This is a genomic window from Alkalibacillus filiformis, assembly GCF_030814115.1.
Classification (GTDB): domain Bacteria; phylum Bacillota; class Bacilli; order Bacillales; family Alkalibacillaceae; genus Alkalibacillus; species Alkalibacillus filiformis.
Genome location: NZ_JAUSUP010000001.1, coordinates 833,851 through 858,449, shown reverse-complemented (window position 1 = coordinate 858,449; position 24,599 = coordinate 833,851). Strand labels below are relative to the sequence as shown.

24 protein-coding genes and 1 other annotated feature are annotated in these 24,599 nt (G+C 36.9%); of the genes, 22 read left to right on the top strand and 2 right to left on the bottom strand.

What is annotated here, in order from left to right; translation table 11 throughout:
* Positions 1-20 precede the first annotated feature (20 nt).
* From obgE to yajC, 12 genes are all read left to right on the top strand, one after another.
* The gene (gene obgE / locus J2R98_RS04750) at positions 21-1,307 is read left to right on the top strand and encodes a GTPase ObgE (protein ID WP_307066927.1); all 1,287 of its coding nucleotides are present in this window, start codon (positions 21-23) and stop codon (positions 1,305-1,307) included.
* A 124-nt stretch (positions 1,308-1,431) separates the two neighbouring features.
* Positions 1,432-2,025, top strand: a complete 594-nt coding sequence (locus J2R98_RS04745; protein ID WP_307066584.1) for a LysM peptidoglycan-binding domain-containing protein — start codon at positions 1,432-1,434, stop codon at positions 2,023-2,025.
* Positions 2,026-2,130: 105 nt separating this feature from the next.
* The gene (nadE, locus tag J2R98_RS04740; RefSeq protein WP_307066582.1) at positions 2,131-2,889 is read left to right on the top strand and encodes an NAD(+) synthase; all 759 of its coding nucleotides are present in this window, start codon (positions 2,131-2,133) and stop codon (positions 2,887-2,889) included.
* Between the two features lie 52 nt (positions 2,890-2,941).
* A complete protein-coding gene (locus J2R98_RS04735) occupies positions 2,942-3,451 on the top strand; it encodes a YhcN/YlaJ family sporulation lipoprotein (RefSeq protein WP_307066580.1) in 510 nt (169 codons plus the stop codon).
* 66 nt (positions 3,452-3,517) lie between these two features.
* Positions 3,518-4,276, top strand: coding sequence for a (S)-benzoin forming benzil reductase (locus tag J2R98_RS04730; protein ID WP_307066579.1), 759 nt, complete (start codon positions 3,518-3,520; stop codon positions 4,274-4,276).
* Between the two features lie 20 nt (positions 4,277-4,296).
* A complete protein-coding gene (locus J2R98_RS04725) occupies positions 4,297-5,016 on the top strand; it encodes a YebC/PmpR family DNA-binding transcriptional regulator (protein WP_307066577.1) in 720 nt (239 codons plus the stop codon).
* Positions 5,017-5,157: 141 nt separating this feature from the next.
* Positions 5,158-5,766: a Holliday junction branch migration protein RuvA gene (ruvA, locus tag J2R98_RS04720; RefSeq protein WP_307066575.1), complete on the top strand. Its 609-nt coding sequence runs from the start codon at positions 5,158-5,160 to the stop codon at positions 5,764-5,766.
* Between the two features lie 12 nt (positions 5,767-5,778).
* The gene (ruvB, locus tag J2R98_RS04715) at positions 5,779-6,780 is read left to right on the top strand and encodes a Holliday junction branch migration DNA helicase RuvB (protein WP_307066573.1); all 1,002 of its coding nucleotides are present in this window, start codon (positions 5,779-5,781) and stop codon (positions 6,778-6,780) included.
* Positions 6,777-6,977, top strand: a complete 201-nt coding sequence (locus tag J2R98_RS04710) for a DUF2905 domain-containing protein (RefSeq protein WP_307066571.1) — start codon at positions 6,777-6,779, stop codon at positions 6,975-6,977. The genes ruvB and J2R98_RS04710 overlap by 4 nt, the downstream gene beginning before the upstream one ends.
* Positions 6,978-6,994: 17 nt before the next feature.
* Positions 6,995-8,020: a tRNA preQ1(34) S-adenosylmethionine ribosyltransferase-isomerase QueA gene (gene queA, locus J2R98_RS04705; RefSeq protein WP_307066569.1), complete on the top strand. Its 1,026-nt coding sequence runs from the start codon at positions 6,995-6,997 to the stop codon at positions 8,018-8,020.
* A gap of 16 nt (positions 8,021-8,036) precedes the next feature.
* The gene (gene tgt, locus J2R98_RS04700; RefSeq protein WP_307066567.1) at positions 8,037-9,173 is read left to right on the top strand and encodes a tRNA guanosine(34) transglycosylase Tgt; all 1,137 of its coding nucleotides are present in this window, start codon (positions 8,037-8,039) and stop codon (positions 9,171-9,173) included.
* Between the two features lie 17 nt (positions 9,174-9,190).
* On the top strand, positions 9,191-9,448 hold the full coding sequence (yajC, locus tag J2R98_RS04695; protein WP_146817247.1) for a preprotein translocase subunit YajC: 258 nt from the start codon (positions 9,191-9,193) through the stop codon (positions 9,446-9,448).
* Between the two features lie 501 nt (positions 9,449-9,949).
* Here the strand turns inward: yajC and J2R98_RS04690 are convergent.
* Positions 9,950-10,330, bottom strand: a complete 381-nt coding sequence (locus tag J2R98_RS04690) for a TIGR04086 family membrane protein (RefSeq protein WP_307066565.1) — start codon at positions 10,328-10,330, stop codon at positions 9,950-9,952.
* 151 nt (positions 10,331-10,481) lie between these two features.
* Here J2R98_RS04690 and J2R98_RS04685 point away from each other — a divergent pair, with 151 nt between their 5' ends.
* Positions 10,482-11,762 (top strand): ArsB/NhaD family transporter, encoded by a 1,281-nt coding sequence (locus tag J2R98_RS04685; RefSeq protein ID WP_307066563.1) that lies wholly within the window; start codon positions 10,482-10,484, stop codon positions 11,760-11,762.
* 73 nt (positions 11,763-11,835) lie between these two features.
* A complete protein-coding gene (locus tag J2R98_RS04680) occupies positions 11,836-12,483 on the top strand; it encodes a DUF421 domain-containing protein (RefSeq protein ID WP_307066561.1) in 648 nt (215 codons plus the stop codon).
* Here the strand turns inward: J2R98_RS04680 and spoVB are convergent.
* Positions 12,480-14,021: a stage V sporulation protein B gene (gene spoVB / locus J2R98_RS04675; RefSeq protein ID WP_307066559.1), complete on the bottom strand. Its 1,542-nt coding sequence runs from the start codon at positions 14,019-14,021 to the stop codon at positions 12,480-12,482. The genes J2R98_RS04680 and spoVB overlap by 4 nt on opposite strands.
* A 188-nt stretch (positions 14,022-14,209) precedes the next feature.
* Here spoVB and J2R98_RS04670 point away from each other — a divergent pair, with 188 nt between their 5' ends.
* From J2R98_RS04670 to hisS, 8 genes are all read left to right on the top strand, one after another.
* Positions 14,210-14,524, top strand: coding sequence for a post-transcriptional regulator (locus tag J2R98_RS04670; protein ID WP_307066558.1), 315 nt, complete (start codon positions 14,210-14,212; stop codon positions 14,522-14,524).
* A gap of 38 nt (positions 14,525-14,562) precedes the next feature.
* On the top strand, positions 14,563-16,833 hold the full coding sequence (gene secDF / locus J2R98_RS04665) for a protein translocase subunit SecDF (protein WP_307066556.1): 2,271 nt from the start codon (positions 14,563-14,565) through the stop codon (positions 16,831-16,833).
* A gap of 110 nt (positions 16,834-16,943) precedes the next feature.
* Positions 16,944-17,255, top strand: coding sequence for a LapA family protein (locus tag J2R98_RS04660; RefSeq protein ID WP_307066554.1), 312 nt, complete (start codon positions 16,944-16,946; stop codon positions 17,253-17,255).
* A gap of 57 nt (positions 17,256-17,312) precedes the next feature.
* Complete coding sequence (gene recJ / locus J2R98_RS04655) at positions 17,313-19,631, top strand: single-stranded-DNA-specific exonuclease RecJ (protein ID WP_307066552.1); 2,319 nt, start codon at positions 17,313-17,315, stop codon at positions 19,629-19,631.
* On the top strand, positions 19,621-20,133 hold the full coding sequence (locus J2R98_RS04650) for an adenine phosphoribosyltransferase (RefSeq protein ID WP_307066550.1): 513 nt from the start codon (positions 19,621-19,623) through the stop codon (positions 20,131-20,133). The genes recJ and J2R98_RS04650 overlap by 11 nt, the downstream gene beginning before the upstream one ends.
* A 142-nt stretch (positions 20,134-20,275) precedes the next feature.
* Positions 20,276-22,468: a RelA/SpoT family protein gene (locus J2R98_RS04645; RefSeq protein ID WP_307066548.1), complete on the top strand. Its 2,193-nt coding sequence runs from the start codon at positions 20,276-20,278 to the stop codon at positions 22,466-22,468.
* A gap of 12 nt (positions 22,469-22,480) precedes the next feature.
* On the top strand, positions 22,481-22,927 hold the full coding sequence (gene dtd / locus J2R98_RS04640; protein WP_307066546.1) for a D-aminoacyl-tRNA deacylase: 447 nt from the start codon (positions 22,481-22,483) through the stop codon (positions 22,925-22,927).
* Positions 22,928-22,986: 59 nt separating this feature from the next.
* Positions 22,987-23,224 (top strand) — a binding site (T-box leader).
* Positions 23,225-23,321: 97 nt separating this feature from the next.
* On the top strand, positions 23,322-24,590 hold the full coding sequence (gene hisS / locus J2R98_RS04635) for a histidine--tRNA ligase (RefSeq protein WP_307066544.1): 1,269 nt from the start codon (positions 23,322-23,324) through the stop codon (positions 24,588-24,590).
* Positions 24,591-24,599 lie beyond the last annotated feature (9 nt).

The following is a 24,599-nucleotide window of genomic DNA, read 5'->3' as shown; positions in this document are numbered from 1 at the left end:
AGTAAAAGTAGGTGAGTGTAATGTTTGTCGATCGCGTACAAGTATATGTTAAAGCAGGTGACGGTGGTAATGGTTTAGTCGCCTTTCGTCGTGAAAAATATGAGCCAATGGGTGGACCTGCTGGTGGTGATGGCGGCAACGGTGGTGACGTCGTATTTGAGGTAGATGAAGGATTAAACACTTTAATGGATTTCCGTTACCAACGCCACTTCAAAGCCACACGTGGTGAAAATGGCATGAGTAAAGGAAAGCATGGTAAAAATGTAGATCCGTTTGTTGTTCCGGTCCCCCCAGGAACTGTTGTGAGAAATGCTGAAACGAAAGAAGTTATTGCTGATCTCGTTGAGCATGGACAACGGGCGGTTATCGCTCAAGGTGGGCGTGGTGGTAAAGGAAACATTCGATTTGCTAGTGCGCGCAACCGGGTACCTGAACTTGCTGAGAACGGTGAGCCTGGTGATGAGCTAGATGTAGAGTTAGAGCTTAAAGTATTAGCAGATGTCGGTTTAGTCGGATTTCCGAGTGTAGGTAAATCAACCCTTTTATCAGTTGTAAGTGCGGCAAAACCGAAAATCGCTGATTATCATTTCACGACGTTATCCCCTAATTTAGGTATGGTTAGAACAGATGATGACCGAAGTTTTGTTATAGCAGACTTACCTGGGCTAATCCAAGGTGCTCATGAAGGTGTCGGTTTAGGGCATCAGTTTTTGCGACATATTGAACGAACACGTGTCATTATTCACGTAATTGATATGTCAGGATTAGAAGGTCGTGATCCGCATGAGGACTATAAAGCAATCAATCATGAATTAAAAGAATATGATGAAAAACTTCTTGAGAGACCACAAATCATAGTCGCTAATAAAATGGACATGCCCGATGCTGAGACGCATCTTGAGTTTTTTAAGGAGCAATTAGGCGAAGATTTACCGATCTTCCCTGTATCAGCTATTACGAAGACTGGTTTGAGAGACTTATTACTTGAAGTGGCCAATACGTTAGAAGAAATACCGAAAGATACTTTTGAAACTACAGAAGAGAAAAGTGATGAGCGCGTCGTTTATAAATATGAAGGTGATGATGATTCATTCCATATTACGCGTGACCCAGACGGTGCTTATGTATTATCAGGACCAAAGATTGAACGTCTGTTTAAGATGACAGATTTCAACCGAGACGAATCAGTTCGTCGTTTCGCAAGACAAATGCGACATATGGGAATTGATGATGCGTTAAGAAAACGTGGTGCTGAAGATGGGGATATTGTGCGCCTGTTAGATTTTGAATTTGAATTTGTTGAGTAAGTGTAAGTTTCAACATTTAATTTTTACCCGTTTTCATAAAACTGTTTGTCCAATGTCAACATTTTCGCCTAGTTGCATAACTTGTTAGTAGCGCCTAGGTACGACAGAAAGGGGAATGTTGACATTGAAAATTCATATCGTTAAAAAAGGTGAATCAATGGAATCGATTGCTGAGAAGTATGGTGTTTCACAATCTGAATTGCATGGAATGAACAAACAATTATCAGAACCTAAAGATGTTATGGAAGGTATGAAGTTAAAAGTACCGAATGAAACACCGAAAGTGCAATCAGTTGTAGAAAATGAACAAACGAGTGAGGCGGAAACGGCACATAACTCTAATGAGGAAGTGAAACATAGTCGTCAAGAAGAATTAACAGCGACTGAGCGTTTTCCGTTACCGAATGACTTTGAAAAACCAAAGCCAATTCCTTATATTCGTGAAGATGAATACTTTGATAAACAAATCGCACCTTATGATGAAAGTACCTCTTATGATGAGCTTCTTGAAGCGGCAAGTTATACGAATATGCCGAACACCTTTGAGGACAGTTGGACTCCAGAAGTAGTATATGAGCCGATCTATTTTGACCCTTATGTAGTTCAACAACAACAGCAATCACAACAAGATTATGAACGGTTATATTATGCATCTTATCGAAATGGTTGTGGTTGTCACGGTGCACCAATTAATTATAATTACGGTTATTACTATTAAACAATAATTAAGTCGTAAATGAGTTCATTTACGGCTTATTTTTATTTTCAAAAGCGTTGTGATAAAATTAATAAAAATGACTAACGTGGCAAAGGAGCAAAATATATGGATCAACATATTGAACAGTTAGTACAATGGTTACGAGAAACCGTCAAAGAGACCAAAACTGATGGACTAGTTGTTGGGTTAAGTGGCGGTATTGATTCAACAGTTGTAGCTTACTTAATTAAAAAAGCATTACCAGATCAATCATTAAGTGTCATAATGCCTTGTAAAAGTGCAGAATCAGACGCTAACGACGCAAAGTTAGTAATTGAAGGCTCTGGAATCGATCACGTTACAGTGGATTTAACTGAACAACATGATGCCTTATTTAATAATATAAAAGGGCAGATTGGAGCAAAAGGTGAATGGAATGAGGACAAACAACAATTAGCGGATGCTAACCTTCGTGCTCGTTTAAGAATGAGCACTTTATACACTATTGCGACTAACTACAATTATTTAGTTGTAGGAACAGATAACGCGGCTGAATGGTATACAGGTTATTTTACAAAGCATGGAGATGGTGGTGTTGATCTAGTTCCATTATTACACTACACTAAGTCTGAAGTGCGTGAATTAGGTAAAGCCTTAGGTGTACCAAAGCAAATTATTGAAAAAGCACCTAGTGCTGGTCTTTGGCATGGTCAAACAGATGAAGAAGAAATGGGTGTCACTTATGATTCAATCGACGCCTTTTTAAAGGGTGAGTCTGTCAATGATGATGATGCGTTAGAAATTGAGAAAATGCACGAAAGAACAGCACATAAGCGTGCATTACCCAAGTCTCCACCTAATTTCCATCATTTCACACTTGAATAAATGCATGATGTAACACCTCTCATTTCAAACTAATGAAACGGAGGTGTTTTCCATGTTCAAACAAATAACCTTAATGGCTACGCTGGTCTTTACCTTAACAGCTTGTACGTATGTTAATCCAGGTAAAGTTAACTCAGATGAAGACAGTGTAACGAATAGTCAACAGTCTACTCAAATGCAACAAGATCAACAGTTGACAGATGAGCAGAAGATTCGATTAAATATGTATGAAAATCCTTATGAATATTTTGAACGAGATGAAGTTGAGGATACATTAGATAATTCTGATGGACGTCCTCACGTTTCTGAAGAAGCATCAGAGCGTATTGAAGAAGAACGTAAATTGTATCATCGCATTATGAACTTAGATGAAGTGCGTCAAGTAGGGATTTCATTACAAGACGATCATATTTTTGTAGCCATTAATTTAAAAACTCGAACAACTGAAACTGAAGCCATTGAACGTGTGACGGAAGTAGTCGAGGATGAAACTGGACGTACAGATGTTACCGTTTGGGTTGATCGAGAGTTTCACAACAGAATAGAAGATCGAAAATATTAAAAACAGTTGAACAGGAGGTGGATCATCAATCTCCTGTTCAAATACATAAAACTGGGGGATTTACTTATGAAATTTGCAATTGTCACTGGCGCTTCAAGAGGATTAGGAGAAGAAGTAGCAAAAAACTTGTTAAAAGGCGATTATCATGTCATTACTGTGTCTCGTAAACGGAAGACAAATGACTTTAAAAATGTGGCGAATGAAAACCGAAAATCATACTTCCATTTTTCATGTGATTTAAGTGATTTAGAATCGTTAAATGATACGGCGCATGAAATCGTTAAAGTGTTACAAAAACATACAGTGGATGAGTTATTAATCGTTAACAACGCGGGTATGGTAACACCGATGGGAGCTGTCGGCAATTTAGAGAATCACGAAATCGCTAAACATGTTTCACTTAATTTAACAGCACCAATGTTACTCGTTAACACAATGAAAGCTCATAGTGGAGCTGATCGTATGACTGTTATTAATGTGACATCTGGAGCAGCTGAAAAAGCCATTTATGGTTGGAATGCGTATAGCTCGACTAAAGCTGCGATTAATAAATATACTGAAACAGCGGCTTTAGAAGCAGAAGAGTTAGAGGCTCCAGATGTGCATGTCGCATTTAGTCCTGGTGTTATGGATACCGATATGCAAGGGGAAATTAGAGAAACTAACGAAGACGATTTCAAAGATGTCGAATCGTTTAAACATTTAAAAGAAACAGGGCAATTAAGAAGTCCAAAAGAAGTCGCTGACTTATTACAAACGTTAATTAACGACCAACAAAATTTAGAAAATGGTAAAGTGTATAAAGTTTATGATTTAGCGAAGTAGCATAAAAGGGAGGGGAACCTATGGCAGGTCATTCAAAATGGCATAATATAAGGCATAAAAAGAATGCAAAAGATGCTAAACGTGGCAAGTTATTTATGAAATTAGCAAAAGAAATTTATGTAGCAGCGAAACAAGGTGGAGCTGATTTAGAAACTAATGCTGCCTTGAGACTAGCTGTAGATAAAGCTAAATCAAATAATATGCCAAATGAAAATATAGAACGAGCGATCAAAAAAGCGACAGGTAATCTTGATGGTGAAAATTATGAAGAGTTCACTTACGAAGGATATGGTCCTGGCGGTGTCGCTGTTATGGTGGATGTATTAACTGATAATAAAAACCGCACAGCATCAGAAGTTCGTCACGCTTTCAATAAAAATAATGGTAACCTAGGTGAAAATGGCTGTGTTTCGTTTATGTTTCACCGCAAAGGTTATATCGTAATCGAACGTTCTCATATCGAAGTGGATGAAGATGAGTTCATGCTAGAGGCTATTGAAGCTGGCTGTGAGGAAATTGAATCAAATGAAGAAGTATTTGAATTATTTACAGATCCAGCAGACTTCGAACCAGTTCGTAACACCATTACAAAACAGTATACGACTGCAGCTGCAGAATTAACGATGGTTGCTGATAATTACACACCAATTAGTAATGAACACAAAGAAGATATGGAAAAATTAATTGATATGCTTGAAGATTTAGATGATGTTCAAGAAGTTCACCATAATATGCAATAAGTCTGTTTTATAAGGTTGTTTTAATCCTCCTCTATTTGGGGAGGTTTTTTCTGTTTAAGTATTATGAAATTAAGGACGAATGAATGAAGTCATGTTAAACTGATAAAGAGAACGTTTGTTCATAGAAGTAGGGGGAACACTATGTATTCATATATTGAAGGTGAGCTTAAAAGTGTAACAGAAGATTATATTGTGATTGATGTTTCAGGAATTGGTTATGAAATTTGGTGCCCTAACCCGTTAAGGTTCCAAACGAAAATAGAAGAGGTTGTTAAAGTATATACATATTTTTATGTTAGAGAAGATACACAGATGCTATATGGATTTAAGCTTAGTGAAGAAAAAGATTTATTCAAAAAGCTATTAAACGTTTCGGGGATTGGCCCTAAAAATGCCCTAAGCATAGTCAGCCAGACGACTGTACAAGACTTTGCTAAAGCTATTGAACAAGAAAATGATGCTTATTTAACGAAGTTTCCTGGTGTTGGTAAGAAAACAGCTCGTCAAATGATTTTAGACTTGAAAGGTAAAGTCGATGAGTGGATGCAAGTTAGTTCAGATGACATTTTAACGATTGAAACAGAAATAGCACCGAGTAACCATCAACTTTATGATGAGGCGATCGAGGCCTTATTAGCTCTAGGTTATACAAAGAGAGAATTAGATAAAATAGCACCTCAACTAAAAGCACAACAAACTAATTCAACCGACGACCTTGTAAAACACGGTCTACAATTACTAATGCGTTAAGGGTGAGTAGAAATGGATGAAAGAATGGTTTCAAGTGAAGCACAATGGGAAGACTCACAAGTAGAGCAAAGTTTACGACCTTCAAACCTAGCTCAATATATTGGTCAGGAAAAAACAAAAGAAAATTTAAAGGTTTTTATTGAGGCAGCCAAAATGCGTGAAGAACCTTTAGACCACGTGCTCCTTTATGGGCCTCCAGGTCTCGGTAAAACGACATTGGCTTCGATTATAGCTGAAGAAATGGGAGTACAATTTAGAACAACGTCAGGTCCTGCAATTGAACGAGCGGGAGATCTAGCTGCAATCTTATCTTCTCTTGAAGCAGGAGACGTACTCTTTATTGATGAAATTCACCGCTTGCCAAGGTCTGTTGAAGAAATTTTATATCCGGCTATGGAAGATTATGTTTTAGACATTGTCATCGGACAAGGTGATGCCGCAAGGTCCGTGAGACTTGATTTGCCACCTTTCACATTAGTTGGAGCAACGACAAGAGCAGGTTTATTGTCAGCGCCATTACGAGATCGTTTCGGTGTTTTAAGCCGATTAGAGTTTTATAATGAAATTGATTTATGTTCGATTATTCATCGAACGGCGAATGTATTTGATTATGAAATTGAACAAGAAGCAGCAACAGAAATCGCCTCAAGGTCAAGAGGTACACCGCGTATAGCCAATCGTTTACTCAAAAGAGTTAGAGATTTATCGCAAGTAAATCGTGAAATAACGATTACGTTTAACAGTGCTCAAAAAGCGCTATCGATGTTACAAGTCGATGCATCTGGTTTAGATCATATTGATCATAAATACTTGTTAAGTATTATCGATCAATTTAAAGGTGGACCAGTCGGTTTAGATACTTTATCTGCAACAATTGGCGAAGAATCGCAAACAATTGAAGATGTGTATGAACCATTTTTATTACAACAAGGTTATGTGCAACGTACACCAAGAGGTCGAGTGGCAACTCATAAAGCGTATGAACATTTTGAGCGGGAGGTTCATGAAACTTGACGAGTTTAGGAAAGTTATTTATTTTGTTAGGGGTACTTTTTATTATAATCGGTATTATTTGGAGTTTTATTGGTAGGTTGCCTGGTGATCTTACGTTTAGAACAGGAAATACAACCATTTATTTTCCAATCGTAACATCAATTGTCGTTAGTATTATATTAAGTGTCCTTTTTATGTTATTTGGTAGGTTTAAATAGAAGGAAGTGTCGCAACAATGAGAGTAGAAGACTTTGATTTTGAGTTACCTGAAGAGTTAATTGCACAAACACCTTTAAAAGAAAGAGCATCTTCTAAAATGATGGTTATTGACCGAGAAGAAAAGTCAGTTAACCATAAAGTGTTTGCAGATATGATTAATTACTTAAACCCAGGTGACTGTTTAGTGTTAAACAACACTAAAGTATTACCAGCTCGCCTCTTAGGTGTAAAAGAGGAAACTGGAGCTAAGATTGAACTGCTATTATTACACCAAATTGAAGGTGATCAATGGGAAGTGTTGGCCAAGCCGGCTAAAAAGTTCAAAGAAGGAGCTACGGTGAGCTTTGGTGATGGGCTTTTAACGGCGACTTGTGTAGAAAGTTTAGATCAAGGTGGTAAAGTGGTTGAATTTGATTATGAAGGAATTTTTCTTGAAGTCTTAAATGAATTAGGTGAGATGCCATTACCACCATATATTAAGGAGCAGCTAGACGATCAAGACCGTTATCAGACGGTTTACGCTGAAGAGTCTGGTTCAGCGGCTGCACCGACAGCAGGTCTACATTTTACTGAAGAATTGCTACAACAAATTAAGGCAAAAGGAATCAATGTCGCTTATCTAACGTTACACGTTGGCCTCGGTACATTTAGACCGGTTCAAGTGGACAATTTAGAAGAACATGATATGCATGCTGAATATTATCGTCTAACAGAGGAGACGGCTGATGTTCTGACTGAAACGAAAGAAAACGGTGGCAAAATTATTGCCGTTGGAACGACATCGATTCGAACGTTAGAAACGATTATGCGTGACCATGATGAATTTCGCGCTGCTTCAGGGTGGACTGATATTTTTATTTATCCCCCGTATCAATTTAAAGCGGTTGATGGTTTAATTACGAACTTTCATTTACCAATGTCAACTTTAATTATGCTTGTCAGTGCTTTTGCAACGAAAGACTTAATTATGTCAGCTTATCATGAGGCAATTGAACAGCGTTATCGCTTCTTTAGCTTTGGCGATGCGATGTTAATACTTTAACAGTAGGAGAATGAGTATGGCAATCACATATGAACTGATTAAAACATGTAAACAAACAGGAGCTCGCCTAGGTAAAGTGCACACACCGCACGGTTCTTTTGAAACACCAGTGTTTATGCCTGTAGGGACTTTAGCAACTGTTAAAACGATGGCACCAGAAGAGTTGAAGGCAATTGGTGCAGATATTATTTTATCGAATACGTATCACTTATGGTTACGTCCAGGTGAAGATGTTGTAGAAGAAGCTGGAGGGCTTCATAAGTTTATGAACTGGGACGGGTCGATCCTGACAGACTCTGGAGGTTTCCAAGTCTTTAGTTTAAGTGATATGCGTCAAATTGAAGAAGAAGGTGTACATTTTAGAAACCACATTAGTGGTGCGAAACTGTTTTTATCACCTGAGAAGGCGATGCATATTCAAAACTCATTAGGTCCAGATATTATGATGGCTTTTGATGAATGTCCACCATACCCTGCGTCATATGATTATATGAAGGCATCTGTAGAAAGGACAAGTCGTTGGGCTGAACGTTGCTTAGAAGCACACCAAAAACCTAACCAACAAGGTCTATTCGGTATTGTTCAAGGTGGCGAGTATGAAGAACTAAGAAAGCAGAGTGCTCGTGACTTAGTTAGCCTAGATTTCCCGGGGTATGCCATTGGTGGTTTGTCTGTTGGTGAGCCTAAAGATGTGATGAACAATGTATTAGATTTCACAACACCTTTATTACCAGATGAGAAACCGAGGTACTTAATGGGGGTAGGCTCTCCTGATTCGTTAGTAGATGGTGCGATGCGTGGTGTGGATATGTTTGACTGTGTATTACCAACACGTATAGCAAGAAATGGAACATGTATGACGTCAAATGGTCGTTTAGTTGTTAGAAATGCTAAATTCGCTAAAGATTTCACACCAATTGATGAAAACTGTGAGTGTTATACGTGCCGTAATTATACGAAAGCCTACATTCGTCACTTAATTAAAGCGAATGAAACGTTAGGAATAAGATTAACTACTTATCATAATCTATACTTTTTGGTAAAATTAATGGGACAAGTGAGAAATGCCATCAGAGAAGATCGTTTAGGCGATTTTCGTGATGAGTTTTTTGAACAGTATGGTTTTAATAAACCAGATGCTAAAAACTTCTAGAAAGGAGGTCGTAATAGATGGATTTACTAATGACGTTAATGCCAATCTTATTATTTGTTCTATTGTTCTGGGCTATTTTAATTCGTCCACAACAAAAGCGTCAAAAGCAAATTACAGAGATGCAAAACAACCTACAAAAAGGTGATGAAATCATCACAATTGGTGGTATGCATGGTACTGTACATGCCTTAGATGAAGGTACAGTAGTATTAGAGGTCAATGAAGGACAGAAGCTTACATACGATCGTACCTCAGTTCGTGAAAAGAAAGCATAATAAAAACAGGTTGGACATTCCAACCTGTTTTTTATTTATCTCTAAAGTTAGTTTCTTTCTATAAATGGATGCTATGACTATTTATGGTTGGGAGTTTACTAAGTGTGAATATAAATCGTGGTCAGAAGTATATGTAGAAGTCAATTGATAAACTCTCTGAAGGTGAAAGAGAAAAACTAATTCTGTTTTGTAGAATTAGAAACTTTTGTGTTAGATTAGCAGCGCTAAGCGGAATCAAAATGCGAAGACTCCAGCGGGAACAGCACGAGTCTCGAGACCCCACAGGCCCTGCTTTTGGACGAGAGATGCTCCTGCGTCTTCTAGCAATGCTTTGAAGCAGGCTTCCTCGGTGCAAGTTTCAAAGATGCAATTTCGATGAAGTTACCTGGCTCGAGCCGTGCCCGCGGAAAGCGAAGCATTTTGATGGAGCGTGGTTAAAGCTAAACCCAACAGAAGTCGAACAAGGGATTGCGCCAAGTTTTGTTTGTTAGTGTATCAACGCTAATAAGCTTCACTTCTTCTTTGCATATTGACACCTAATATACTACCAGTAACTGTAGCGACGATGAATATTAAGAAATAAAGAACTTGATAGCTTTGGATCCATGAATCATGGGCTAAAAATTGATAAAGCATAATGCCCACAACATAGATCACACCAACTAAAGCACCTGTCACCCAACCTTTATGAAGTGTCATCCTTCCAGAAATAATCCCACCAATTAGCATTATAAGAATGCTTGTAATAAACGTGACCCACTGAAGTGTACTAGTCGCCATCCAATCGAAATTAATAAATAATGCAAATACTAAACTCGCAACTAACATAAGTACTAAAATAGCTGTTAATCCGTAAAAAGTGGCTTTAAGACGCTCATTCATGAAAAATTCCCCCTTTAACAATTTGTGCCTAACTACTTAAGACAAAGCATAAGCTGTCCATTGTTGTCCTATTGGTATAAAACTATGCATGTTTCTTATGAAAAAGACGTATTTATTTTATAAGGACAGAAAGTTAAAAGGGGAAATGAACATGGAAGCGATCATCGCTATTACAGTGTTTGCAATTAGTTACATATTTTTATTACTGGATCAAATTAATCGAGCACTAGTCGCTTTATGTGGGGCTGCTATATTAGTAGTGCTTGGTATATTTACAATTGATAGTGCGTTAACCACTTATGTAGATTGGAGCACAATCGTATTATTATTTTCAATGATGGTTTTAATTACGATTACTCAGCGGACAGGCGTGTTTGAGTATATTGCTTTATGGATGATTCAAAGAGTAGATGGAAGGGCTATACCATTGTTCATTTGGGTAGGTGTATTCACAGCTGTTGGTTCAGCTTTATTAGATAATGTAACGACCGTGTTGTTATTTGTACCAGTTCTTTTACACATGATTAAAAAATTAAACTTACCAGCTTTTCCGTACCTTGTCATGGTCATTATCACATCTAATGTTGGTGGAACAGCGACGATGATTGGAGATCCACCTAATATTATGATCGGACAAGCTGTCGAGCATTTAACGTTTATGTCTTTTATAATTCATCTAACCCCTGTTGTCATTGTTATTTTCGCTATTACTATGGTTCTATTATTACTGATGTTTGGAAGAACGCTTGCTAAAGCAGATCAACAGAGAAATGATGGGGTAGTGAACTTAGACCCTAATGCTACTTTAAAAAAGTCGCCATTACTATATCAATCTCTAACTGTACTCGTTTTAACGATTTTAGGTTTTCTTCTTCATGGGTTTATTCATGTTGAGTTAACGACGGTCGCTTTAGCTGGAGCGTTAATTCTTTTACTTCTATCGCAAAAATATGCCGATTGTGAACAAATTTTCGCAAAAGTAGAGTGGACGACTTTATTCTTTTTTATCGGCTTATTCGTCTTAGTAGGTGGATTAGAACAGACCGGAATTATAGATCAAATTGCCATGGCCTTTATCACTTTAACAGAAGGCGATACTGTTAAATCCACATTTATTATTTTGTGGTCAGCTGGTCTATTATCCGGTTTCCTCGATAATATCCCGTATGTGGCGTCGATGATTCCAATCTTATTTGAAATAGAAGAGTTTGGCATGACAGCGATCGATCCAATGTGGTGGGCACTTGCACTAGGAGCTTGTTTAGGTGGGAACGGTACATTACTTGGAGCTTCCGCAAACGTCGTCGTTGCAGGGATTGCAAGTACAAATGGCGTTAAAATCCCATTTGTGCGATTTATGTTATATGGTTTGTTCATAGTCGTTGTGTCACTGGTTATTGCAACAATCTATATGGCAATCCGTTATTTCTAAAGTCTAGTTATTCCGTATAAATTGATCTATATAGCAAATGCTAAAGGCGAATATATCAACGGAGATGGACATTATGGAAGAACTAATAAACTTGATTGTTCGCACGGCAGGTGTTTATATAGCAATTTATGCGGTTTTTCGGTTAATGGGTAAACGTGAGATCGGTGAGTTAAGTATTATGGATTTAATTGTATTTATCATGATGGCAGAAGTTGGGGTTCTTTCTATTGAACAAACGGAAGAATCCTTCTTTTTATTGTTAACCCCGATCTTTGTATTATTAATTATTCAAAGGTTAACAGCAGAAGTTTCTTTCAGGAGTAATAAGGCGAGAATGCTTCTTGATGGCACGCCATCAATTATCGTTCGAAATGGTGAAATTGATGAGAAAGAAATGAAAAGGCAGCGATATAACATGGACGACCTTCTCGTGCAATTGAGGCAGCAAGGGGCGTTACAATTAAAAGAAGTAGAGCTTGCCGTATTAGAAACAAATGGCAAGCTCTCAGTATTTCAAAAGCAGGACAGCCCTTTAAACTATTTTGATCCGATCATTATTGATGGTGAGTTTCAAGGTGAAGCCTTAGAACAACAAGGCGTTACGCGACAACAAGTATTAGATCAGTTACAAAACTATGGGGTGCAAGATATATCAAATGTGTCTGTTGCACAAATGCATGAAGACGGCTCAATTTATATGGATTTCAAAAAGTTAGATTAAAACCGGCCCTTCTTAAGCTGTTCCCATTCGTCTTTTGATACAATTTTAAACAGGAACAATCCAATGATGTACAAAAATAAAAGTGTTATGATAATAAGTATTGTGGAGAATAATGCACTTCCAGTCATAAAGATAGACTCTATTTTAGTTCCCATGATGTAAACTAGAATAACTAATGTAATCATTCTAAATGAAAGCCAAAAAGGCAACCTGAATTTTATGAGTTTATATAGTGTGATGAAGTGCAATAATGTGACAACTATTACGCCGACAACAATTGAAATAACAACACCATCGATTCCGAAAGAGGGCTTTGTAGCTAGTAACCATAAGACAGCAAGTTTTACGACAGCGCCAATTAAACTGTTAATCATAGCGTGTTTCGCATAGTCTAGTGCTTGTAAAGCGGCTTGTAGTGGTGCTTGGAAATATAGTAATAAGAAAAAAGGTGCCATAAACATCAAAAACTTAGCACCATTGTCATTGCCGTACATGAGCTGCAATATGACAGGAGCTAAAAGTAGAAAGATGATCGTCGCAATGCCACCTGAAGCAAATGACAGGCGTAATGCTTGTCTTATTCGGTAGTGTACAGTTTGATAATGTTTTAAAGCATTCGCTTCACTTATAGAAGGAATGAGAGCTACCGATAGAGAATGTGTTATAAACGTCGGCAAAAGTAACAGTGGTAGCACATAACCTGTTAATTGGCCGTATAACTTAGTACTCTCTGATATTGTATAACCGGCTATAATTAAACTTTGTGAGACTAGAATCGGTTCTAAAAAATATGTTGTTGATCCGATTAAACGTGTACCTGCTGTAGGAAGCGCAATGTGTAAAATGCTATTTAGTGTAGAACGCATCTTCTTAAACCCTTGATGAACTGTAAGGTCAATAATCGAACTTTTATGCTTCCTAAAGCAATAATACATATAAAATAGTGACACGAGTTCACCGATTACGATTGATACCATAGCACCAGCGGCAGCATGAGTGATTCCATAAGGTAACATCATCTTAACGATGATAACCACAAAAACGATTCTCACTACTTGTTCAATAACTTGTGAAGTCGCTTGAGGCTTCATATTTTGCAACCCTTGGAAATAGCCTCTTAAAACTGCTGAGATTGCAATTATAATTATTATGGGGCTAATCATCAGCATTGGTAAATATGTTCGATCATCTAAAATTAAATAATTTGATACAAATGGTGCTGCGGTTAAAAAGAGGGTTGTTAAAATTAGGCTTAATGAAATTGTGATCGTAAAGGATAACTTTAAAATTTGGTAAATCCTTTGTTTATTGTTTTCCGTATTCGCTTCTGCTACTAATTTGGAAACGGCTACGGGAATCCCAATTTGAGATAAGGTAATCATGAGAAATAAGGCAGGTAAAGTTAACATGTAAATGCCAATTCCTTCTTCTCCTAACAACCTAGCTAACACAATACGATTAACGAAACCGAGTAAACGACTGATCATCCCTGCGATTATTAATATAATGGCGCCTTTTATAAAAGTCTGCTTAGACAATTTGAATACCTACCTTCTCAAAAGGGTGAAATTTCGGTACAATAATTTATATGCTTGTCTTAGTGCAAGTCATGATAAAAGATTAAAAGTTTGTGAGATGAAATAAAGAATTACTTGTTGATTAAAATGAAGCGCTTTTGCCTAAGAAAGATGAGTCATGCGAAGCTGCCATTAAAGGGGGATTTTAGTTGGAACCGGTTAAAAAGCACGTTGAAGAATGGCGCCCTTACTTGTATGACGTCATTCAAAGTAAAGTAGATGAATTACGACTGTTAGGTTATGATCACGTCACACATGATGAAGTATGGAATTGTTTATTAAAGAAAGTGTGGCGAAAAAGTAATGAAAAGACATTACATCAAGTCGTACAAGATGTATTACATATGAGTGATCGTCTATTTATGAGTTTTTTAACGGTTCAAGTTCAACAAGAGGACGAAGAGCTATCACAACAAATTGAAGCTTTATCCCAATGGGAACAGGGACATAAAGAAGTAAACTAAGTCCCAACGGTGTCGACTTAAAGGAGGTAACAGATAACATGAACAGGAAGGGCAGAATTGTCGCCTTTTTCCTAATTGTTTTACTTTTAGGAGGATTAATTGGTACGACAACCAATTCAATAACGAAAGATATTACATTAGGTCTAGATTTACAAGGTGGCTTTGAAGTTTTATATGAAGTTGAACCATTAAGCGAAAATCAAGAAGTTAATGATCAAATGCTTGATGCAGTTGTACAAAGCTTAAATGAAAGAGTTGACGTATTAGGGGTCAATGAACCTTCTATTGATATAGAAGGTGATGATCGAATACGCGTGCAATTGGCTGGAGTAACGGATCAAAATGAGGCACGAGAGCTATTATCAACAACAGCGAACCTTTCTTTTAGAGGAGTAGATGATGAACTGTTCTTTGATGGGACAGAGCTAGTCGAAGGAAGTGCTCGTCAAAACTTTGATGATATGAACCAACCGATTGTAACGATGGAGACTAAGCGTAACTTTGAAGAAAGTGACTATGAGAATTTCCATGAAGTTACCCAAGATGTTTCGCAATTGCCAGAAGGCGAAAATTTGCTAGTTATTTGGTTAGATTATGAAGAAGGCGACTCATTCCAAGAAGAAGTAGGATCAGATGACCCTAAATTTATTTCGGCACCACGTGTAAAAAATCCAATTGCTAGCACAAACGTTATGATTGAAGGTCAGTTCACAGTAGATGAAGCTAAACAATTAGCTGACTTACTAAACGCAGGTTCATTACCAGCTGACTTGAATGAAGTTTACTCTGTAGCAGTTGGTGCTCAGTTTGGTGAACAAGCGTTAGATCAAACGGTATATGCTGGTATTCTCGGTGTCATTTTAATCCTGTTATATATTATTAGTTATTATCGTTTCCCTGGATTAATTTCAGCGGTAACATTAAGTGCTTATATATATTTAATATTACTTGTGTTTGAATCGATTAACGGAGTGCTAACCTTGCCAGGAATCGCAGCCCTTGTGCTCGGTGTCGGTATGGCGGTAGACGCTAACATTATAACCTTTGAGAGAATAAAGGAAGAGTTAAAAGCAGGTAAGACGTTGAAATCGGCCTTTAAAGCAGGTAACAGACGTTCATTGGCGACGATATTAGACGCCAATGTCACGACGATCATCGCAGCTACTGTTTTGTTCATATTTGGTACCAGTTCAGTTAAAGGCTTTGCGACAATGTTGATTATTAGTATTGTATTAAGCTTTATTACAGCTGTTTATTTAACCCGTTTCTTACTAGGGTTGTGGATTAATAGCAAAGTGTTAAACAATAAGCCAAAGTTATTTGGTGTTAAACCTGAAGAGATTAAAGATATTACGAAAGGTGAAGAAGTCGAACCGCACTTATTCGGTAAAACGTTTGACTTTATTCAACATCGTAAGAAATTCTTTATGATCGCTGGTGCTTTAATCACCGCGGGTGTAATATTCCTTTCAACAGTCGGTTTAAACTTAGGTATTGACTTTGAAAGTGGTTCTCGTGTTCAAGTTATGGCGGATGAAGCATTAACAGCTGAAGAAGTGAATGATGAGTTTGGCACATTAGGATTAGACCCTACTCAAGTTGTCATGGCTGGTGATGACGATGAGATTGCCATGGTCCGCTTTGATACAGTGTTGGATCAAGAACAAATAGCAGAAGTCAACACACACTTTACTGATGCATATGGTAATGAACCAAGTGTCAGCACAGTAACACCTAAAATTGGTCAAGAGCTAGCCATGAATGCAATCTATGCTGTTTTAATAGCATCGGTAGCGATTATCATTTATGTAACGTTTAGATTTGAATTATTCTTTGCCTTAACAGCGATCTTTGCGTTGTTACATGATGCATTCTTTATTTTAGCTTTATTCAGCATCTTCCAGTTTGAGTTCGATATTACAATTATTGCAGCAATTCTGACCATCGTCGGTTACTCAGTTAACGATACTATTGTGACCTATGACCGGATTCGTGAAAACTTACGGATGGAGAAGAAAGTTAAGACATTTAGTCATTTAGCTTCAATTGTTAATAAGAGTTTAATGCAAACATTAGCACGTAGTTTCAATACGGTTATTACAGTAGTCTTTGCAGCGTTAATGTTATTCATTTTCGGTGCTCAAGCGATTACTTACTTCGCGTTTGCATTAATCGTTGGTTTAATTGCTGGTACTTACTCATCACTATTCCTAGGTGCACAGCTATGGTTAGTGTGGAGAGGTCGTAACATTGAAAAGAAACCAGTCGACTTCCAAAAGAAAAAGCGTCAAGAAGGACCACAAGTTTAATGGTTTAAGTGATAGAGGGACTTTACCTCTATCACTTTTTTTGAAAGTTAGGATTGAGTTAACCTAATATAGGGAAAATAAAACTAATTAAAAACAATGGGGGAAATTATATGAAACAACAAACTTGGATTATTTTAACGATAATATTTATGATCTTAATCGCTGTTTTTGCTGTTATTAATGTCGATTCTGTTCCGGTTGACTTCTTACTCGTAGAAACAGAAGCACCATTAATACTAGTCATATTATTGTCTGTTCTACTTGGAGCATTATTAGTGATGGGGGTTAGCTTTGCGAAATTTTATCAACTACAAAAACAGATTAAACAGTTAAAAACTGGTGCAATATCCGAAGAGGAACCTAATCAAGAACATGAAGATCAAACTCAGCTAGAACAAGAAAAAAAAGACGAACTAAAATAATCTCACATTGATACCCCTGATTAGCTCTTGTATAATAAGTTAGTCAGGGGTGAAAATATGTTAAAAAGTAAAATGAATTGGAAAAGTGCATCAAACAATCAAACACCTCAATTAAATCTATCTGTTTCGTCTGTTATAGAACGTATGTTAGTAAGAAGAGGTATACATACACAGGAAGAGGCAGAAGCTTTTTTATACCCAACGATTAACGATCTACATGATCCTTTCTTATTTGAACAAATGGATCAAGTTGTATTAAGAATAAAGCAAGCGATTGAAAATGAAGAGAAGATATTAATATATGGAGACTATGACGCTGATGGTGTTACAGCTACTGCAGTGTTAGTTAAGACGTTAACTTCGTTAGGTGCTATAGTTGATTATTATATTCCAAACCGTTTTACAGAAGGTTATGGCCCAAATGAAGCAGCTTTTAGAGCAGTACATGGAGCGGGTGGCTCATTAATTATAACGGTAGATAATGGAATTGCTGCACCGAAAGAAGCGGCTTTGGCTAAAGAGTTAGGAATCGATTTAATTATTACAGACCACCACGAAGAACAAGATGAAATTCCAGACGCATATGCGATTATTCATCCGCGCTTATCAGAAAATTATCCTTATAACGATTTGGCTGGAGTAGGTGTTGCTTTTAAGCTTGCTCATGCTCTGTTAGGTAGAATACCAAAAGGATTGACAGGTTTAGTGGCAATTGGAACGGTTGCTGACTTAGTTCCGCTTAAAGGTGAAAATCGTGTGTTAGTAAAACAAGGATTGTCTACGTTGACTCATAACGACATGCCTGGTATTGAAGCTATTAAAACAATCGGAAAAATTGAACCTCCAATTACGACTGAACATATTGGTTTTATAATTGGTCCAAGAATAAATGCTGTTGGCCGTCTGCAAGATGCTTCATTAGCTGTTGATTTAATACTAGAAGATGATCCTGTCATTGCTGAAGATATGGCAAAAGAAATTGATGAGTTGAACCAGGAAAGACAGCAAATAGTTAAAGAAATTGCTGACCAAGCCTTTGAAATGATAGAACAAAATCATAAAGACGATGAGGTTATCATTTTAGCAAATGAAGGTTGGAATCCAGGAGTATTAGGTATTGTTGCTTCTCGTATTGTTAATAAATATTATAAACCAACTATTGTATTAGGTATTGATCAAGAACGAGGAATAGCTAAAGGTAGTGGTCGAAGTATTCCAGCTTATGACATGTTTAAAGAAGGTATGAAAGTTAATGATTTATTTGTACACTTTGGTGGCCATGCTCAAGCTGCTGGTATGACGGTCAATTTAGATGATTTAGAGAAGTTGAGAAAAACATTAAATGAAAAAGCTAGTGAATTTTTGACTGAAGAAGATTTTATACCTAACTTGATGATTGAAGATGAAGTCGATTGGGCTGAGCTAGATCTTAATTTTCCACAAGAATTAGAGTTATTAGCACCATTCGGTATGGACAATGAGAAACCGGTTTTTCAAATTAATGATGTGAAACTTACAAACATTAGAAAAATCGGAGCTAAACAAAACCATATTAAACTACACGGGGATATAGATGGTTTAACAGTTGAAATGATAGGCTTTCAAATGGGAGAATCAGCTGATAAATTAACTTTAGGCTCTAATGTTGATGTTGTTGGTGAAATTGAAGTAAATGAGTGGAACGGTAATCGAAAATTACAAGTTAAATTAAAAGACTTAAGGTGTAAACAGTGGCAATTGTTTGATTATCGAGGAAAAGGGTTAACTGATCAAGTTAAATCAAATTTATTTTCAGATGAAGTATTGTTTGTCTACTTTAATGAATCTCCAACTTTTGTGAAAGAAGAAAATTATTATCATTATAGTGAACTAACGCTACTTGACCGACAACAATATAACAAGTTAGTTTGCTTAGATTTACCTGAAACATTGCAAACTTTTGAGGATACTATTCGATTTACCGAATTTGAATCAATTTATTTATGTTTTAACAATGAAAGTAATCATTTATTTTCATTTATCCCATCTAGGGATGCGTTTAAGACATTGTACATTACGTTGAAAAAACATCAAATTATTAAGGATGAGCAAAAAGCTCAGCTTGCTGAAGCAAAACATTGGTCATTAAAGCAATTGGATTTCATGCTAGAAGTGTTTTTTGACTTGAATTTTGTTAAAATAACTAATGGTGATATAACTTTTCGAAATGACGTAGAGTTTAAACCATTAGATGAGTCAGTAACGTATAAACGAAAACAAGATGCGTTGAAAGTCGAAGAAACGTTATACTATTCAAATTATGGAGAATTAAAGGATTGGATTGAGAGCAAGTTGGACTTGCAAACGAAGGAAGGGGAAGTTGTACATGGATTATAAACAACATATAACGATTGTAGAAGACTGGCCAAAAGAAGGTATTAAGTTTAAAGATATTACGACATTGATGGATAATGGCCCGGCTTTTAAGTCAGCTATAGATGATATTGTAGAATATGCGAAGCAACAAAATGTTGACGTGATCGTAGGTCCAGAAGCACGTGGATTTATCGTAGGTTGTCCGGTTGCTTACGCTTTAGAAGTTGGTTTTGCACCTGTGCGTAAAGAAGGAAAGTTACCACGTGATACGATTAAAGTAGAGTATGGTTTAGAATATGGTACAGATGCTTTAACCATTCATAAAGATGCTATAAAACCAGGCCAACGTGTGTTATTCACTGACGATTTACTCGCAACGGGTGGTACAGTTGAAGCGACAATCGACTTAGTTGAGCAACTCGGTGGAGAAGTTGTAGGCTGTGCATTTTTAATTGAGTTAAGTTATTTAAACGGTCGAGAAAAGCTAAAAGATTATGATATACTAACTTTAATGGAGTATTAAGCTTAATGGCTGACCAGATCTTGGTCAGCCAAGTTTATTTGAATCATTGAGTACATAGTTAAGCGTTTACTATACTTTACAATATTCAAATTATTATTATAATTAGTTAAAAATCTGACTTTAGAAACACCTAGGTGATGTTATGGCTAAACATGAGACGAAAACAATTGAACAAGTAATCCAAGATGCGAGTCGTTATTTAAATGAAGAACATACGACGTTTCTTAGGCTTGCCTATGATTACGCCAAAGAAGCGCATGTTGGGCAAATAAGAAAATCTGGAGAAGAATATATCATTCACCCTGTACAAGTTGCTAGTATTTTAGTTGATTTAGAGATGGATCCAGCAACTATAGCGAGTGGTTTCTTACACGACGTCATTGAAGATACTGGGATTACTTATGATGATTTAAAAGAAGAGTTTGGTGAAGAAGTAGCATCGCTCGTTGAAGGTGTGACCAAACTAGGTAAGATTAAATATAAATCTAAAGAAGAACAGCAAGCAGAAAACCATCGTAAAATGTTTATTGCGATGGCTAAAGATATACGCGTAATCTTAATTAAGTTGGCAGACCGTCTGCACAACATAAGAACATTAGACCATTTACCAGAACATAAGCAAAGGCGAATTGCTAATGAAACTTTAGAAATATTTGCTCCTTTAGCTCACCGTTTAGGTATTTCCACTATTAAGTGGGAGCTAGAAGATATTTCATTAAGGTACTTAAATCCACAACAATATTATCGTATTGTTAACTTAATGAAGCAAAAGCGTGATGAGCGTGTCTATTATATTGAAAAAGTAATAAATGAAATTCAAGATCAATTAAAAGATGTTAATATTACAGCTGAAATATCAGGGCGACCGAAACATATTTATAGCATATATCGTAAAATGGTGATTCAAAAGAAAGACTTTAACGAGATTTATGATTTACTAGCAGTCCGTGTCATCGTTAAAAGTATAAAAGACTGTTACGCTGTTTTAGGTATTATTCACACCTGTTGGAAGCCAATGCCTGGTCGGTTTAAAGACTATATTGCAATGCCAAAACCGAACCTTTATCAGTCTCTTCATACGACGGTAATTGGTCCTAAAGGTGACCCACTAGAAGTGCAAATTCGAACGCAAGAGATGCACGAAATTGCTGAATATGGTATCGCTGCGCACTGGGCTTATAAAGAAGGGCAAGATCACGATCAAGAGAATATGTCTAAACAGCTAGCGTGGTTCCGAGAAATTCTTGAATGGCAAAGTGAAACAAATGATGCTGAAGAATTTATGGAGTCATTAAAAGTTGATTTCTTTTCAGATATGGTTTACGTTTTCACACCGAATGGCGATGTAATTGAACTTCCGAGTGGCTCTGTCCCATTAGACTTTGCCTACAGAATTCATACAGAAGTAGGTAATAAAACGGTCGGTGCCAAAGTGAACGGTAAGATCGAACCATTAGATTACCGACTTAAAACGGGCGACATAGTCGAAATGTTAACATCAAAACATTCGTACGGCCCTTCAGAAGATTGGCTTAAGATTACACAAACATCACAAGCTAAAAATAAAATAAAACAGTTTTTCAAAAAACAACGCCGTGAAGAAAACGTCGAACGTGGTAAAGAACTAATTGAAAAAGAAATTAAAAGCTTAGATCTTTCACCTAAAGAAGCTTTAGTTGAAGAAAATATTCAAAACGCTTTAAGCCGTTTTCATTTGAATACGTTAGAAGACTTGTATGCTGCCGTTGGTTACCAAGGAATTACAGCACAACAAGCAACGAATCGTTTAACTGAAAAGTTACTCGAAAAAGAAAAGCCTGTTGATTTAGAGAATTCATTAATTGAAGCTCAACAAGAAGTAGAAACGAAAACGAAGAAAAAATCAACTGGAATTGGTGTAAATGTTAAAGGCGTAGACAACTTGATGGTCCGTCTTTCAAAATGTTGTAATCCTGTTCCAGGTGACGAAATTATTGGGTTTATTACAAAAGGACGCGGTGTTTCTGTACACCGCGACGACTGCCCAAATATAAAAAACGAAGACGAGGCACGTTTAATTGATGTTGAATGGGAAGGTGTCACTCGTCAACGTAAAAACTATAGTGTTGATTTAGAAATCTCAGGTTTTGATCGTAATGGCTTATTAAATGAAATTTTACAAGTCGTCAATGAAACGAATACGGATATTGTCGCTGTCACAGGCAAATCTGATAAAAATAAGATGGCAGTCATTCATTTAACTATTTTAATTCAAAATGTTGATCATTTAAGACGTATTGTGGATCGGATTAAGCACATAAGCGACGTATTTACCGTACAAAGAACGATTCAGTAAGGAGATTTCGTAATGAGAGCAGTCATACAACGAGTTACGACAGGTTCAGTTGAGGCTAATGATCAAATAACTGGTTCCATCGAATTAGGTCTAGTAGTCCTCCTAGGGGTTACACATGAAGATGATGAGCAAGATTTGAAGTATATCGCTGATAAAGTGACTAATTTACGTATTTTTGAAGATGAACAAGGCAAATTAAACTTATCAGTAAAAGATGTCGGTGGGAAAGTATTATCGATTTCTCAGTTCACACTTTATGGAGATTGCCGAAAAGGTAGACGACCGAACTTCATGAGTGCAGCAAAACCTGACCAAGCAAATGATCTTTATGAGAAGTTCAATCAAGAAGTGATCAACTCAGGTGTTCCAGTAGAGACTGGAGCGTTTGGTGAACATATGAACGTCTCTTTATTAAATGATGGTCCTGTTACTTTAATATTAGATTCAAAAGAGAAATAGAAAGTAACTTGACATTTTATAAATTACTATATATGATTATTAAAACATTTGAATATGGCAAAAAGCCTATGAAGGAAAAAGTAGTGAAATGGTATACGATTTCAGAGAAGGTTTATCTTGGCTGGAAATAAACCTATCAGTTCTTTTCATGAAAGACATTCTGGAGGTATGACATCGAACGTTGATCATTTTCAATTAGTAGGTGTTCATCGCGTCATCGCGTTATGATAATGAAGTGAAAGCATAATTTTTATGCTTTAATCAGGGTGGCAACACGGGTGGAGTCTCGTCCCTATCAAACGAACAGTTTGATAGGGGCGTTTTTTATTTTACGTAAAATTTTTAATATTAATCGATCGCATAATGGATTAGAAAAAAGGATGGAGGATTTAATATGAACATAAGCGTTCCAAGAGGTACAGAAGACTTATTACCTGAAAATACAAAGCAATGGCAAGTTGTTGAAGAGGCATTGAAAGGTTTAGCTCATACGTATCACTATGATGAAATTCGAACTCCAATGTTTGAACGGACTGAATTGTTCCAACGAGGGGTTGGAGATACGACAGATATCGTCCAAAAAGAAATGTATACATTCGAAGATCGCGGTGGTAGAAGTTTGACTCTACGCCCGGAAGGCACAGCATCTGTCGCAAGGTCATACGTTCAACACAAAATGCACGGCAATGCTGATCAACCAACTAAACTTTATTACTTAGGGCCGATGTTCAGATATGAACGACCACAGCAAGGACGCACACGTCAATTTACACAGTTTGGCATTGAGGCAATCGGAAGTGCCGACCCAGCAATTGATGCTGAAGTCATTGCATTTGCAATGGATTGCTATCAAGTACTAGGTTTAAAATCATTAAAATTAGTTTTAAATAGTTTAGGTGACAAAGAAAGTCGTGAGGCACATAGGCAAGCTTTAGTTGAGCACTTTAAACCTTATCAAGAAGAGTTATGTTCAGATTGTCAAATGCGTTTAGAACAAAACCCTTTAAGGTTACTCGATTGTAAAGTCGACCGTGACCACCCAACAATGAGCAGTGCTCCTTCAATATTAGAGTATTTAAATGATTACTCTTCACAATACTTTGAAGAAGTTAAAAAGCATTTAGATGCTATGGGAATCCCTTATGTAGTTGATGAGACGCTAGTAAGAGGTCTTGATTATTATACACATACAGCTTTTGAAATTATGAGTGAGGCAGAGGGTTTTGGCTCGATTACAACACTATCTGGTGGTGGACGTTATAACGGCTTAATTCAAGACCTAGGTGGACCTGAAAATTCAGGAATCGGTTTTGCGTTAAGTATTGAACGTTTATTAATGGCTTTAGAAGCAGAAGGAATTACACTTGAAACAGGACACGCGCTTGATTGTTTCGTTATTACGATGGGAGATGAAGCGAAGTACACAGCTTCCAGCTTAGTTAATAAACTAAGAAAAGCAGGCTTTAGAACTGATCAAGATTATCTCGATAAGAAAATGAAGGCACAGTTTAAAGCGGCTGATCGATATAAAGCGAAGTATGCCATTATTATTGGTGAAGAAGAAGTAAACAATGGTGTAGCAAACGTTAAGAATTTAGTAGAAGGCGAACAAAAAAAAATTGAACTCGATAAAATTATCGAACAGTTAGAAACGTCAGTTTAAGGAGGATCA